This window comes from Pectobacterium quasiaquaticum, from assembly GCF_014946775.2.
Taxonomy (GTDB): Bacteria; Pseudomonadota; Gammaproteobacteria; order Enterobacterales; family Enterobacteriaceae; genus Pectobacterium; species Pectobacterium aquaticum.
In genome coordinates this window covers 839,531-855,629 of record NZ_CP065177.1, presented here as the reverse complement: position 1 = coordinate 855,629, position 16,099 = coordinate 839,531, and the positions used below count along the sequence as shown (strand labels likewise).

Annotated in this window: 10 protein-coding genes; 4 read left to right on the top strand and 6 right to left on the bottom strand. The window is 51.8% G+C overall.

Annotated elements, in window-relative coordinates:
- Positions 1 to 20: 20 nt before the first annotated feature.
- A complete protein-coding gene (gene barA / locus IG609_RS03895; RefSeq protein WP_193397301.1) occupies positions 21 to 2,816 on the top strand; it encodes a two-component sensor histidine kinase BarA in 2,796 nt (931 codons plus the stop codon).
- 451 nt (positions 2,817 to 3,267) lie between these two features.
- Here the strand turns inward: barA and IG609_RS03890 are convergent, their stop codons facing one another.
- The 6 genes from IG609_RS03890 to IG609_RS03865 form a co-directional block, all read right to left on the bottom strand.
- A complete protein-coding gene (locus tag IG609_RS03890) occupies positions 3,268 to 4,413 on the bottom strand; it encodes a glycerate kinase (protein ID WP_193397302.1) in 1,146 nt (381 codons plus the stop codon).
- Between the two features lie 177 nt (positions 4,414 to 4,590).
- Positions 4,591 to 5,475 carry a 2-hydroxy-3-oxopropionate reductase gene (gene garR, locus IG609_RS03885; RefSeq protein WP_010285153.1) on the bottom strand — a complete coding sequence of 295 codons (885 nt, stop codon included), beginning with the start codon at positions 5,473 to 5,475 and terminating at the stop codon, positions 4,591 to 4,593.
- Between the two features lie 89 nt (positions 5,476 to 5,564).
- Positions 5,565 to 6,335 carry a 2-dehydro-3-deoxyglucarate aldolase gene (gene garL, locus IG609_RS03880; protein WP_193397303.1) on the bottom strand — a complete coding sequence of 257 codons (771 nt, stop codon included), beginning with the start codon at positions 6,333 to 6,335 and terminating at the stop codon, positions 5,565 to 5,567.
- Positions 6,336 to 6,404: 69 nt separating this feature from the next.
- Positions 6,405 to 7,745, bottom strand: a complete 1,341-nt coding sequence (gene gudD, locus IG609_RS03875) for a glucarate dehydratase (RefSeq protein ID WP_193397304.1) — start codon at positions 7,743 to 7,745, stop codon at positions 6,405 to 6,407.
- Between the two features lie 36 nt (positions 7,746 to 7,781).
- Positions 7,782 to 9,119: an enolase C-terminal domain-like protein gene (locus IG609_RS03870; protein ID WP_193397305.1), complete on the bottom strand. Its 1,338-nt coding sequence runs from the start codon at positions 9,117 to 9,119 to the stop codon at positions 7,782 to 7,784.
- Positions 9,120 to 9,859: 740 nt separating this feature from the next.
- Entirely contained in the window at positions 9,860 to 11,212 is a 1,353-nt protein-coding gene (locus IG609_RS03865) for an MFS transporter (RefSeq protein WP_103861738.1), read from the bottom strand.
- Between the two features lie 542 nt (positions 11,213 to 11,754).
- Between IG609_RS03865 and garD the strand changes: the two genes are divergently transcribed.
- The 3 genes from garD (at position 11,755) to IG609_RS03850 (ending at position 16,073) form a co-directional block, all read left to right on the top strand.
- Positions 11,755 to 13,329, top strand: coding sequence for a galactarate dehydratase (garD, locus tag IG609_RS03860; protein ID WP_193397307.1), 1,575 nt, complete (start codon positions 11,755 to 11,757; stop codon positions 13,327 to 13,329).
- A gap of 665 nt (positions 13,330 to 13,994) precedes the next feature.
- A complete protein-coding gene (locus IG609_RS03855; protein ID WP_167469130.1) occupies positions 13,995 to 15,530 on the top strand; it encodes a methyl-accepting chemotaxis protein in 1,536 nt (511 codons plus the stop codon).
- 183 nt (positions 15,531 to 15,713) lie between these two features.
- On the top strand, positions 15,714 to 16,073 hold the full coding sequence (locus tag IG609_RS03850; protein ID WP_116162427.1) for a FlxA-like family protein: 360 nt from the start codon (positions 15,714 to 15,716) through the stop codon (positions 16,071 to 16,073).
- The last annotated feature ends 26 nt before the right edge of the window (positions 16,074 to 16,099 follow it).

The window sequence follows — 16,099 nt, the reverse complement described above, 5'->3', positions numbered from 1 at the left end:
TTCTCCCACATTGGAACCTCATGACCAAATACAGTCTTCGTGCACGGATGTTGATACTGATTTTGGCACCGACGCTGATGATCGGGCTGCTGCTGAGTTCGTTCTTCGTGATTCATCGTTACAATCAGTTGCAGTCGCAGTTGGCCGATTCAGGCGCCAGTATCATTGAGCCGCTGGCAACCATCAGCGCTTACGCCATTACCCATCGCCAGATGGACACGATTCCAGCATTAATCAATACGCTTCATCGCCGCCATTCCGCGATTATTCGTACTATTAGCGTGTTCGATGCGCGTAATCAGCTTCTGGCGACCACCAACGTACGCAACAACGTGACATTGCAGTCGCTCAGCAACGATGTACTTGCACACAATAAACTGCACCTGCACCACACGAATGACGCGCTGATTCTGCACATGCCGATCGTCAATGACAGCGAATTCATGCAGGGCGGAACGACTCCGGTGCTACCCAGTACCGCGACACCTCTCGGCTATCTGGTGATCGAGCTGGATACCAGCCCCATTCAGCTTCAGCAGTATCAGGAAATGTTCATTGCCGCGCTCTTGCTGCTGCTCTCTTTGGGCGCTGCCGTCATCTTTGCCTATCGTCTGATGCGGGATGTCACCACCCCGATTCGTAATATGGTGGATACCGTTGACCGCATTCGCCGTGGGCAATTGGATAGCCGGGTCGAAGGTTACATGCTCGGCGAGCTGGATATGCTGAAAAACGGCATCAACTCGATGGCGATGTCGCTGACCGCCTACCACGAAGAAATGCAGCAAAATATCGATCAGGCGACCTACGATCTGCGGGAAACGCTGGAGCAGATGGAGATCCAGAACGTCGAACTGGATCTGGCCAAAAAGCGCGCGCAGGAAGCGGCACGCATCAAATCAGAGTTTCTGGCAAATATGTCGCACGAACTGAGAACGCCACTGAATGGCGTGATCGGTTTCACCCGCCAGACGTTGAAGACGCCGCTGAACACCACGCAGACGGACTATCTACGCACCATCGAGCGGTCTGCCAATAACTTGCTGAATATTATTAACGATGTGCTGGATTTCTCAAAGCTGGAAGCCGGAAAGCTAGTGCTGGAGGATATTCCGTTCTCCCTGCACAACACGCTGGACGACGTGGTGATGCTACTGGCGCACACGGCACATGAAAAAGGATTGGAGCTGACGCTCAGTATTCAGAATGACGTGCCCGAACAGTTTGTCGGCGATCCACTGCGGATACAGCAAATCATCACCAACTTGCTGGGCAACGCGATTAAATTTACCGAACAGGGCAATATCGATATTCGGGTGGAGAAGCGCCGGCAGGAACCACATCAGGTGCAGCTAGAGGTGCAAATACGCGATACCGGCATCGGTATTGCCGAGTTGCAGCAATCGCAGTTGTTCCAGGCTTTCCGCCAGGCCGACACCAGTATTTCGCGCCGTCATGGCGGCACGGGTCTCGGGCTGGTCATCACCCAGCGCTTGGTCAAAGAGATGGGTGGCGACATCAGTTTTCAGAGCGAACTCAACAAGGGATCGACCTTCTGGTTCCATATCACGCTGCCGCTCAACCCGCACGCCATGCCGACCGAGCCAGCCTACACGATGTTGCAAGGCAAGCATCTGGCGTACGTTGAGTCCCATTCTATTGCCGCACAGGCCACGCTGGATATCCTGAGCCAGACGCCGCTTATCGTGAGCTACAGCCCGACGTTTGAGCAACTGCCGGAAGGGGGATTCGATATCCTGCTGCTCGGTATTCCCGTCCAATATCGCAACTCTCTGCTCGACTACACCCCCAGACTGCGCGATATCTGCCGCCGTTCGCCTTATGTGATTCTGGCGCTGCCCAGCCTCGCACAAATGGATGCCGAGCAGTTGAAAACCTTCGGCGTACATGCCTGCCTAAGTAAACCGCTCGCCGCGTCACGCCTGCTGCCGCTGTTACACGACAGCACGCTGTTCCAGCTCTCTTTTCTGTCGGATGCCGCCGCACCAAACCAGAGTGCAATGCGACATCCTGCCCGTTTGCCACTGAGGGTGATGGCGGTGGACGACAACCCAGCTAATCTGAAACTGATCGGCACGCTGCTGGAAGAGCAGGTCGAGACGATTATCCTGTGCGAAAGCGGACAAGATGCGATTGCACAGGCAGAACGGAATCAGTACGACATTATCCTCATGGATATTCAGATGCCGGGTATGGACGGCATTTGCGCCAGCGAATTGATCCGTCAGATCCCTCACCATGCCACCACGCCTATCATTGCGGTGACAGCGCAGACCATGACGGGGGAACGTGAGCATCTGCTGCGTTCGGGTATGGATGACTATTTGGCTAAACCGATAGACGAACAGATGCTGAAAAGCGTGCTGACACGCCATGCGAGGAGAGATCCGTTGAAGCGCTACCGAGGCGATATCATAGGTTTACTGAGTGAGCACAACGATAGCCAGCTATCGCTCGACTGGGCGCTGGCGCAGCAACAGGCGGCCAACAAACCAGAACTGGCGCGCGACCTGCTGCAAATGCTGTTGGACTTCTTGCCAGAGGTTCAGCGGAAGATAGAAAACGTGCTGAAGGGGCAGACGGATGATGGCATCATTGAGCTGGTTCATAAACTGCACGGCAGTTGCAGCTACAGCGGTGTTCCGCGTCTGCAACGCATCTGCCGCTATCTGGAACAACAGCTGCGTAAAGGGGTTCACGCCAGCGATCTGGACCCCGAGTGGCTGGAATTGCTGGACGAAATCGACAACGTCAACAAAGCCGCCCAGCCGCATATCAAATCAATGCATTCGTAATCAATATCCCAGCATAGACCTGTATTTTTGTCACATGCTATGTGGATGCAGAGACCGTTTCGTGCGCTTTGCTGTCATACGGCGTAAAAAATTATGCTGAGGAGATAGCGGGCTTCGGATGAGCCGCAGGACGCGGCGAAAGCTTGCGCCACGTCGGACAAAAACGCCAGAGACGTTTTTGAACAGCACTCGTGCTGGCCCGAAGGGCGAGCCCCATTTATGGGGCGAGTAAACGTGTCGCAAGCGATCCGTTAAGCCGGATATCGACGAAGGTACCGCGTTAGCGGCATAATTTCCGCCGAAAGCCTGGGGTCACGGGGCGAGCGGCGTGTGAGCCGTCCCGTGTCGGGCGCGTGCTGCGAAGTAGCATGAAATAGCCGTATTGTGGCGCACGAAATCGTCTCTCAGTCTGCATAGAAAAATACCAAACACCATCGAATCACGATGACGATCAACGCGATACCGACTGCGCCAGTCGGATCGTGGCGGCGATATTACGTGCCGTCATCCGTACATTCTCTGCCGCATTATCCAGCGCTTCTTCGAGTGAACAGATGTTGTAAAGCACGCTGAATACGGCATCCAGGCCATGTTCATGCACCACGGCGACATCTGCCGTCAGGCTACCGGCAATGCCAATCACCGGTTTATTATACTGTTTGGCAATCCGCGCCACACCAATCGGTACTTTGCCGTGGATCGTCTGGCTGTCTATGCGCCCTTCCCCGGTAATCACCAGCGTGGCATCTCGTACGAGTTCATCCAGCCCCAACGCTTCCGTGACAATCTCAATGCCCTGACGTAGCTCAGCGCCGCAAAAAGCCTGTAGCGCTGCCCCCATACCGCCCGCCGCGCCCGCACCGGGAACGTGTTCCACATCCATATCCAGATCGTGGCGAATCACCGCCGCATAATGCTTCAGCGCATTATCCAACTGTTCAATCATCTCCGGCGTTGCCCCTTTCTGGGGGCCAAAAATCGCCGACGCGCCCTGTTTCCCCGTCAACGGGTTAGTCACATCGCAAGCCACTTCAAAGCGACAATTTTTAATACGCTCATCCAGCTCGCTGATATCGATGCGTTCAAGTTTGTCGAGTTCACCACCGCCAAAACCAATCTGTTCGCCCTGCTTATCCAGCAACTTCGCGCCCAGCGCCTGTACCATGCCCGACCCGCCGTCATTGGTTGCGCTCCCGCCAATTCCGATGATGCAGTGCCGAACACCGTGATCCAACGCGCAGCGAATCAACTCACCCGTGCCATAGCTGGTGGTTTTTAACGGATTACGCAGTTGCGAAGGCACACGCTCCAGACCGCTTGCCGCCGCCATCTCAATAAAAGCCGTTTTTTCATCACCAGACAGGCCAAAGAACGCATCGATGTTATCGCCTAACGGTCCTGTCACCTTAACATTCACAATCTTGCCATCGGTCGCAGCGACCATGGCTTCAACGGTGCCTTCCCCACCATCTGCAACAGGCAATTTGACATAGCAGGCATCGGGAAATATTTCACGAAATCCCTTTTCAATCTGCGTAGCAACCTCTTGTGCAGACAGACTTTCTTTATAAGAATCCGGTGCGATCACTATTTTCATAAACGATCCGATTTCATCAACGTTCCGATTGCATCAATAATCCGCGCGCTCATGAAACGGCGCTTATACCTGCCAACGTTCAGGGCAGCAGATCCTGAAACCCAGGAGGTAGATCAGAGTGATTATCTGCCAGTCGGCTGGCATCCCGTGCCAGCCTCGTGACTATCGCTTCACGGCTTATCGCGTAACTTCAACTTTGGCCAGCTTCTCGTAGTAGCACGCCAGCGCACTGTGGTCGGCCGATCCCAGATCGTCCGCTTTCAGCGCCTGCATCATTTCCATCACCGCCGCCGTTAACGGCAACTGTGCGCCGACGCCGTGTGAGGTATCCAGCGCGTTCGCCAAATCCTTGATGTGCAGATCGATGCGGAAACCTGGCTTAAAGTTACGATCCATCACCATCGGCGCTTTCGCATCCAGCACGGTGCTGCCCGCCAATCCACCGCGGATCGCCTGATAAACCAGATCTGGGTTAACCCCAGCTTTCGTCGCCAGCACCAACGCTTCAGACATGGCGGCAATGTTCAGCGCCACAATCACCTGATTCGCCAGTTTGGTCACGTTCCCTGCACCGATATCACCGGTATGAACAACGGAACCCGCCATGGATTTCAGAATCTCAAAGCAGCGATCAAACTGAGCTTTGTCGCCACCGACCATCACGGACAGCGTGCCGTCGATCGCTTTAGGCTCACCGCCACTGACCGGCGCGTCCAGCATAGCGATCTCTTTCGCCGCCAGTGCGGTAGCAATTTCACGGCTGGCAAGCGGGGCGATTGAGCTCATATCCACTACAATGCTTCCGGCGCGAGCACCGTCGATGACGCCGTTTTCACCCAGCACCACGTCTTTAACGTGTGGAGAGTTAGGCAGCATGGTGATGATGACATCGCACTGCTCTGCAACCTGTTTCGGCGTTGTAGCCGCAGTGGCACCCGCTGCAACCACTTCCGCGACCGCGTCCAGATTTCTGTCCATCACGACTAATGAGTAACCTGCTTTCAGCAGATTTTTACTCATCGGTTTTCCCATGATGCCCAATCCAATAAAACCAATTTTCATCGCCCTAACCTCATTGTCTGATGTAGATATCACTTCAATTCACGATGAACCCGCCTCATGGCGGATCCGATTCGCACGGAATGACTGAATTACTTCTTGTACTTGTCGCTCAGCGCCTGTGTTGCGCTGCGGAACACGCCCAGATCGCTACCGACTGCAACGAAGCTTGCGCCCCATTCCAGATAGCGACGCGCATCGGCTTCAACCGGAGCCAGAATGCCGCACGGCTTGTTATGCGCCGCCGCACGATCGAAGATGTGGCGGATCGCTTTCTGCACGTCAGGGTGGTTAGGCTGACCGAGATAGCCGAGCGCCGCAGACAGGTCGCTCGGGCCAACAAATACGCCGTCTACGCCGTCTACGGCAATAATTGCATCCAGATTATCGAGGCCGTCCTGACTTTCGATTTGCACTACGACGGTAATGTTGTCGTTAATGTTGGCAAAATAGTTCGGTTCGGTGCCATAGCCGTTGCTACGGTGCGCCACGGAAACGCCGCGGATACCCGCTGGCGGATAACGGGTTGACGCGACCGCACGCGCAGCTTCTTCCGCCGTTTCCACGAAAGGAATCAGGAAGTTATTGAACCCGATATCCAGCAGTCGTTTGATGATGATCGGCTCATTGCACGGCGGACGGACGACGGGCGCGCTGTGGCTGCCTTTCAACGCCATGAGCTGAGGAATAAACGTCACGATATCGTTAGGCGCATGCTCTCCATCCAGCACCAGCCAGTCGAATCCCGCCAGCCCCAGCACTTCAGTTGAAATCGGGTTGCCCAGCGCACACCAGCAGCCAATCAACGTTTTCCCGTGCAGTAAATCCTGGCGAAAACGGTTAGGTAACAGCGGAGTCTTCATTTTTTATCCTCGGTCATTCCAGCGCCGCTTGCCTGAAGCGGCGCGCTCAAAAAACGGAAAATCAGAATGTTAGCGAACCAGACACGGACGTTTATTATCAAACGTCCACTCAGGAATAAGGTACTGCATTCCCATGGCGTCGTTACGTGCGCCTAATCCCATGTTTTTATACAGTTCGTGTGCTTTCATCACCTGATCCATATCCAGTTCGACGCCCAGACCCGGTTTCTTCGGCACTTCCACCATGCCGCCAACAATCTGCAACGGTTCTTTCGTCAGGCGTTGATTACCTTCCTGCCAGATCCAATGCGTATCAATCGCCGTAATCTTGCCCGGAGCCGCCGCAGCGACCTGAGTAAACATGGCCAGTGAAATATCAAAGTGGTTATTGGAGTGAGAGCCCCAGGTTAAGCCCCATTCGTGGCACATCTGCGCCACACGTACGGAACCTTGCATCGTCCAGAAGTGCGGATCGGCCAACGGGATATCGACCGATTGCAGCGAAATGGTGTGCCCCATCTGCCGCCAGTCGGTGGCGATCATGTTGGTCGCAGTAGGCAGCCCCGTCGCACGGCGGAATTCCGCCATCACTTCACGACCGGAGAAACCTTGCTCCGCGCCGCATGGATCTTCTGCATACGCCAGCACGCCGCGTAGCTGTTTACCCAGGCCGATAGCTTCATCCAGCGACCAGGCACCGTTCGGATCCAGCGTGATGCGAGCCTGTGGGAAGCGTTTCGCCAGCGCGGTAACCGCTTCGGCCTCTTCGCTACCGGCCAGTACGCCGCCTTTCAGTTTGAAATCGTTGAAACCGTATTTTTCATACGCGGCTTCAGCCAGACGCACGATGGTTTCTGGCGTCAGCGCTTCTTCATGACGCAGGCGATACCAGTCGCATTTCTCGTTAGCCTGACTCTGGTAAGGCAGATCGGTTTTATTACGATCGCCGATGTAGAACAGATAACCCAGCATCTCGACGGCATCACGCTGTTGACCATCGCCCAGCAGCGAGGCCACGCTGACGTTGAGGAATTGCCCCAGCAGATCGAGCATGGCGGCTTCGATCCCCGTGACGACATGGATAGTGGTACGCAGATCGAATGTCTGCAAACCGCGTCCGGAAGCATCGCGGTCGGCGAACTGCACACGTACCGCCGTCATCACGTTTTTGTATTCGCCCAGCGTTTTGCCCACCACCAGCGCAGCAGCATCTTCCAGCGTCTGACGGATTTTCTCACCGCCGGGAATTTCGCCGACACCGGTATTCCCAGCGTTATCTTTCAGGATCACAATGTTGCGAGTGAAATAAGGTGCATGTGCGCCACTCAGGTTGAGCAGCATACTGTCGTGACCTGCGACCGGAATAACCTGCATGTGGGTAATCACCGGAGTTGAACTTTGCAATGTCATTTTCTTATCCTTTCTCTCTAATTTTTCTATGTAGGGTTAGCGGCCAAAAACCGGGCGTTTACGATCAAATTTCCAACCAGGAATCAGGTACTGCATGGCGGCGGCATCATTACGTGCCCCGCTCGGTAATTTTTTGTACAGATCGTGGGCTTTCATGACCTGTTCCCTATCCAGCTCAATTCCCAGACCGGGACGGTCCGGCACCTTAATCTTGCCGTTGACGATTTGCAGTGGCTCTTTGGTCAGATGCTGCCCTTCCTGCCAAATCCAGTGCGTATCAATCGCCGTCGGGTTACCCGGTGCCGCCGCCCCTACGTGCGTGAACATCGCCAGAGAAATATCGAAGTGGTTATTGGAATGGCAGCCCCACGTCAGGCCCCACTCATCACACAGTTGGGCGACGCGCACCGCACCGTGCATTGTCCAGAAATGCGGATCGGCCAGCGGAATATCGACCGCCTGTAGCATCACGGCATGGTTCATTTCGCGCCAGTTGGTCGCAATCATGTTGGTCGCGACCGGTAGCCCGGTGGCACGACGGAATTCCGCCATCACTTCACGACCGGAGAAACCTTGTTCAGCACCGCACGGATCTTCCGCGTAGGTCAGAATGCCCTTCATGTCTTTGCACAACCCGATAGCTTCATCCAGCAGCCAGGCACCGTTTGGATCGACGGTAATACGCGCATCTGGGAAACGCTTTTTCAGCGCTTTCACGGTATCGATTTCCTGCTCGCCAGGCAGTACACCACCTTTGAGTTTGAAATCTTTAAATCCGTAGCGGTCAGTCGTGGCTTCGGCCAAGCGCACAATCGCGTCGCTGTCCATCGCCTGCTGGTGACGCAGGTGATACCACTCGTGCTTGCCTTTCTCACCAGATAAATAGGGTAGATCCGTCTTCGTACGATCACCGATATAGAACAGGTAACCGAGCACGGTGACTTCATCACGCTGTTTACCCGGTCCCAGCAGCTCAGCAACGGGGACCTCCATGAATTGCCCCAGCAGATCGAGCAACGCAGCTTCGAGTGCCGCCACCGCATTCACACGCAGTTCAAACGTCCAGGCACCTTTGCCAAAGGAATCAAAATCAGAAGACTGGTTGCCGACATGGATGTCATGAACCAGACGGTTCATGCGGGCGATTTGTTCGCCTTTCACACGGGGAATGGCTTCAACCAGCGTGTTGTAAATGACGTCGCCACCGGGCGCTTCGCCAACACCGGTATGCCCAGCGCTGTCGGTTAAAATGACGAGGTTACGCGTGAAGTAAGCACCATGCGCACCGCCAATGTTCAGCAACATGCTGTCATAGCCCGCAACGGGGATGACTTTCATGTCAGTAATCACGGGCGTCGCTGAAAAGTGTGTCATGACAGGCTCCCGTCACAAATGGAGCGCACAGGATTGACGCTTAGGTTTCCGATGTTTGCCACAACGCAGGGGCGCGTTGAAGTAGATGAAAATAATTCAGTCATACAGAAATAAAAAACAGATGGTGCACCAGTAGATGATTTCATGTTGTTTTCCTACTTTATTAGCGCGACCTTGTTTTTACTCTGATTTGAACTGAACACTGCTTGTAGGGTTATCAGAATAAAAACAGGTTATTACTGTCCCGATATCGGAATAAAACAGTCAGAAAAGCAGTGTCGTCATCAATGCTGCCTTACCAACCTCAGTAAAAAGTATAAGTTTTCTTATTTCACAACTCATTGGGCAATAGCACAGCATTCCCTGACAAAATGCAGATTAAATATGTCATTATCACAGACCAATGGGAGGTGTTTCACGAAAACCGAGAAAAGCGAATTTCTGCTTTATCAACACCGCAATACGTCCCTTGGCACCCGATTTACAAGAGGTAAAACCCGACGTTAAAGGGCATGAATAAATGACAAATCTATACCCTAAATAATTCGAGTTTCAGGCAGGCGGCAAGAGAAGGCATCCCGATGAGCTTACTCAGGTAAGTGATTCGGGTGCGTGAGCGCAGCCAACGCACATGCAATTTGAAGTATGACGGGTATATAGCGAAACGCTGCGCCATCATACTGATGGAACAGCGTTTTGTGTTATTGCCTATATTCAAACTAATACGGTAACGACTGGCCTTAATTCTTAACGAACGGCTTCAATTCGACACGTTTAATATCTTTCACAATGAACAGGTAGCTGAAGATCGCAACCAGCGCATGAATCCCGACATACACCAGACCACCATTGAAGGAACCGGTCATTCCGATGATGTAGCCAATCGCAATCGGCGTCACGATACCAGACGCGTTACCAAACATATTGAACAGTCCACCGCTCAATCCGCTGATTTCTTTCGGTGCAGTATCGGCCATAACCGCCCAGCCCAGCGCACCAATGCCTTTGCCGAAGAAGGCTGCAGACATCACCGCAATAACGACCCACTCGGTTTCAACGTAGTTACAAATCACCATCGACATGGAGAGCAACATACCGAGAACGATTGGCGTTTTACGGGCAAAGGTCAGTGAATTAGTCCTGCGCATCAGGTAATCGGAAATAATGCCGCCCAGAACGCCTCCCACAAAACCACAGATAGCAGGAACCGAGGCGACGAATCCTGCTTTGAGGATCGACATACCGCGCGCCTGAACCAGATAAAGCGGGAACCAGGTGATGAAGAAGTAAGTCAGTGCGTTAATACAATATTGACCGATGTAAACACCAAGCATCATACGGGACTGCATTAATTGCTTGATCTGGTGCCATTTTTCACCCTTTTCAGTCGCTTTCTTCGACCCTTTGGCATCCATATTGATCAGTGCGCCACCGGCCTCGATGTAATCCAGTTCGGCCTGATTCACGCTAGGGTGATCTTTAGGATCGTGGATCACTTTCAGCCAGACAAAGCTCAGAATGATCCCCAATCCGCCCATGAACCAGAACACATGCGCCCAACCCACGGCGTGTACCAGCCAGCCCATGATAGGAGCAAAAATCACGGTAGCGAAGTATTGTGCCGAGTTGAATATCGCGACAGCAGTACCGCGCTCTTGTGCAGGGAACCAGGCCGCTACAATTCGGCTATTCCCCGGGAAGGAGGGTGATTCACACAAACCAACCATAAAGCGCAGCAAGAACAGGGAAATGACGATGCCCGCACCGCTGAAGATATCGACAAAACCTTGTAATAAGGTAAAAATCGACCAGGTAAAAATACTATAGAAGTAGACTTTCTTTGAACCAAAGCGATCGAGCAGCCAGCCTCCGGGTATTTGCCCAATAACATATGCCCAGGAGAAAGCAGAGAAGATATAGCCCATCCCCACCGCATCCAGCCCAATTTCCTTAGACATTGCTGAACCAGCAATGGACAAGGTTGCGCGGTCCCCATAGTTAAATGACGTGACAATAAACAACATCACGACAATCCAGTAGCGGGCGTTTGTTCTCTTTTGTATCGCGCCAGCTGCTGAGCTTACTGTATTCATGATGAACTCCTGCTTCAATCGCGGTTCGCTCATTCATTCCGAATAACAGATAACGGTGTAGGGTTATCAGAATGAAGATCAGTGGATAGTTAAATTCCCATTTTTATTTTTTTTGCGAATAGCCAGGCTATATAGCCTCAGAGTAATTAGCTGACATCTTCAACTCGCAGGAACATTATAATTTTTACCCACTGACTGCTCACTAGCTAAAAGCACAACATTAAAAATGTCCTTTTGAATATGTTGGTGCACTTGCCCTATATAGTGCGAGGTGTTTCACGAAAAACGCCGCTATTCTCTTTTTACATTCATACACATTATTTTCATTTCTGACTTAAAAACCGTGCGCTGAAAGAATGTGATCAATCTCACCAAAAACTGGGGCTTCGCCTGATAAATCAGAAACAAAAAGCACTGGCTTAGGTCAATTGCATAATGTACGAGAAGGGAACCTCACGTATACTCATTAGCGAGCAATGAAGTAATAGTGTGGTAATAGCTACCACCGTGTTTCTGATAAACCAATAATAAAGGCTTGCATCATGTCAGATAAATCAGAAAGTAATGCTGCACAAGAGCAGCCACTTTATATTAAGGTCCACGATTCTGATAATGTTGCCATTGTTGTTAATAATAATGGCTTACGTGCCGGAACCCGTTTTAATGATGATCTCGAATTAATTGAGCATGTTCCGCAAGGTCACAAAGTTGCCCTTGTGGATATCGCCAAATCAGGCGCCATCATCCGCTATGGTGAAATTATCGGGTATGCGCAGCGTGATATTGCGAAAGGAAGCTGGATCGATGAATCGTTGGTCGAGTTGCCTCAAGCTCCCGCGCTGGAAACCCTGCCGCTAGCGACCAAAATCCCACCCGCGCTGCCTGCGCTGGAAGGTTATACCTTTGAAGGTTACCGCAACGCCGACGGCAGCGTAGGCACGAAAAATCTGCTGGGCATCAGCACCAGCGTGCACTGCGTCGCGGGCGTGGTCGACTATGTCGTCAAAATTATCGAGCGCGATTTATTGCCGAGATATCCCAATGTGGATGGCGTTGTCGCACTCAACCATCTTTATGGCTGTGGCGTAGCAATCAATGCCCCTGCTGCGGTGGTTCCTATCCGTACCATTCACAATCTGGCGCTGAACCCAAATTTTGGTGGCGAGATACTGGTGGTTGGTCTGGGCTGTGAAAAATTACAGCCGGAACGCCTGCTGGAAGGGACGTCTGACGTACAGGCCATCTCCCTTGACGACACCAGCATTGTCCGCTTGCAGGATGAACACCACGTTGGTTTCAGATCGATGGTGGATGACATTCTGACGATGGCAGACAAGCACCTACAGCGGTTGAACAAACGTCAGCGTGAAACCTGCCCAGCCTCTGAGCTGGTTGTCGGCATGCAGTGTGGCGGCAGCGATGCTTTCTCCGGCGTCACCGCGAACCCAGCCGTTGGTTTTGCATCCGATCTGCTGGTACGCTGCGGCGCAACCGTCATGTTCTCCGAAGTGACCGAAGTACGCGACGCCATTCATCTGTTAACGCCGCGCGTCATCAATGAAGAGGTCGGTAAACGCTTGCTGGAAGAAATGGCCTGGTACGATAACTACCTCGACAGCGGGCAGACCGATCGTAGCGCTAACCCATCGCCGGGCAACAAAAAAGGTGGCCTCGCGAACGTGGTGGAAAAAGCGCTCGGCTCCATCGCCAAATCCGGCACCAGCGCGATTGTCGAAGTCCTGTCCCCCGGTCAGCGCCCAACCAAACGCGGGCTGATTTACGCCGCAACGCCAGCCAGTGATTTCGTGTGTGGCACTCAACAGCTCGCTTCTGGTATCACCGTGCAAGTCTTCACCACCGGTCGTGGCACACCCTATGGCCTGCTGGCTGTCCCTGTCATCAAAATGGCAACCCGAACCGCATTGGCAAACCGCTGGCACGATCTGATGGATATTGATGCCGGAACCATTGCTACCGGAGAGGCCACGATCGAAGACGTGGGCTGGCAGCTTTTCCACTTCATTTTGGATATCGCCAGCGGCAGGAAAAAAACTTGGTCCGATCAGTGGGGACTGCATAATGCACTGGCCGTCTTCAATCCAGCGCCAGTAACCTGATTACCGTTCTCCGCAGGCCAGCGTCATTATCTGGCCTGCGGATCGCATTATTTGATCTATAATAAATTCAGCGTCAATAAACATGGAAGAAAGTCGTAATTAAAAGAATAAACAGCAGAGCAGCAACATTTAATTTCATTCACGCAAAGAAAAAATAAAAAAAACTTAACAAGTCATTCTTCTTAACGTCATCATCATCGACACCAAAACACCTTTTAAGAAAAATCTCTATTTTACTCACCCTATTTTTAATCATTTTTTACCATTTATTTATTGTCAATAAAATGAATCAATTGACAGATAATCATCCTCATCATAAATTTACGCGTGCTGAAAAAGCGTGCTAACACTGATGACATATTTGTTACAAAAATACAGTTACAAAATCTCCATCACGCACAATATAGGGTAAATAGGCTGATCATTATAAATAATGTCTGACATTATTTTATATAAATGAACGCGTCACCCAAAAAATTTCAGTATACCTATTTGAATAACTTGAATATTTATACAGCAATATGCCTGACAGATTTCACGGGACGGACCATTCGGCAGCAACATGGCGTTTCAGCCTCTGTAACAACCAGAGCGTCTGAAGCAAGAAAAGCGGCCAACGTGTCTGAACATGAAAACTGAGCGGGATACGTACGCCGGGGTTTCTAATGAGATTAAATACACCTGTTACACAGCAGGAGTATCTGTTAGACATGGACACCATATTGATGTCCACGACAAATATTCACAGCCACATCACCTATGCCAACTCTGCCTTCATCACGGTTAGTGGTTTTTCCGAAGAGCAGCTCATCAATCAGCCTCACAATATTGTGCGCCATCCCGACATGCCCGTTGAAGCCTATGCCGACATGTGGTTTACGCTGAAACAAGGCGATAGCTGGACTGGATTAGTTAAAAATCGTCGCAATAACGGTGACCACTACTGGGTCCGCGCCAACGTTACGCCGGTTTATCAGCAGGAGCAGCTCGCAGGCTATATCTCAGTACGTAACACGCCTAACGCTGAAGAAATCAAGTATGCCGAAACGCTGTATAGCGCCGTGCAGAAAAAACAGGCGGGCAGCCGTAAGTTCTACAAAGGGTTAGTCGTTCGTACTGGGCTCTTTTCGCCACTGTCGCTCTTACAGAAATTATCAGTCCGCTGGCGCTTGCGCCTGGCAGTCTTAACGGTGGGCCTCATTCCCGCACTGCTTGCGTTCAACGGCATAAATCCGCTGTGGCTATTGGCACTGACGCTACTACTCATCGTCATCATGGATCAGTTTCTGCAAAAGCAAATTGCCCAGCCAATCAGGATGATACTGAAGCAGGCTCAGCATGTGGTATCAGGCCGTAAAGTAAAGCATGTCCACCTGAACCGGGTCGACGAAATCGGCTTGCTGCTACGCTCTGTTAACCAGTTTGGCCTGAACCTGCATTCGCTTGTCGACGACGTCAGTACACAGGTAAACGGCATCACCAACGTCAGCCATAAGCTGGCGGAAAACAATGTCGACTTGAATACCCGCACGGAAGAGACATCGGCCAATCTGCAACAAACTGCCGCCGCCATTGAAGAAATTACCGTTGCCGTGCAGCAGAGTGCAGAAACGGCAGCACAGGCCACCACCTTGGCAGAAGCCGCCAGCAGCACCGCGTTTAAAGGTGGCAATATCATGAAGGAAACCATCGGTATGATGGATTCCATCTCCAGCGCCAGCGATAAAATCGTTGATATCATTGGCGTGATAGACAGTATTGCCTTCCAGACCAACATCCTTGCGCTGAATGCGGCCGTTGAAGCCGCTCGTGCTGGCGTACAAGGACGCGGGTTTGCGGTGGTAGCCGCTGAGGTTCGCAATCTGGCGCAGCATTCCGCCTCTGCGGCTAAAGAGATTAAAACGTTGATCGACGCCAACGTCGAAAGTGTGAAACAGGGCAGCATAATGGTCGAGAACGCGGGCAAGCATATCAGCGACATTGTTGATGAAGTCTTGCAGGTCTCCACTATGATCAAAGAGATCAGCAACGCAACGCATGAGCAAACCTCGGCATTGGGCCTGATCAATACCTCTATTGCACAGATAGAACAAATGACACAGCGCAACACCGATATGGTTACGCACTCCACAGAAGCGGCTGAAGGGCTAAACCTTCAAGCCAGAAGGCTGAATAGCGCGATTAACGTGTACGGAAGTTAACTGACGCTATCTTCTTTTTCTCCCTTTACTGACTGATACATTTTGTTACATGAGCTGTCAAAAAAGTGAGCGTTTCATGTTTGATTGCCAACAATATTACCTTCGAGAAAGTGCTTAAATTGCCGATGCAAAGGCATGTAGCACAAGTCATTAGGGTACACCGGCATCTTTTCAGGAGGGAAAATGTCAAACACCATCAGCAGTATCAGCGTATCGACAACAACGGCAAGCAGCAGTAAAAGCAGTAGCAACACTTCTGAGCAACAGATTGCGCAGCTCAATAAGCAGGTCCAGACGCTAACCAAACAGGTCAGTAAGCTGGCTGAATCCGCTTCCAGCGCAGAAAGCGACGAAGAACGTCAGCAGATCCAGCAACAGCAGCAGACTATTCAGGCACAGATCCAGATGCTACAGGCGCAAATTGCCCGTTTGCAGAGCGAAGGCTCGGAACAGCAGTCTGCTTCCTCTGCGTCGACTCAAAGTGCTAAACAAGAAGGCGTTAACCGCCCGACAGCAGACAACCAGATTAATATCTACGTCTAATCTACGTCAGGGATGGGGTAGCCAGT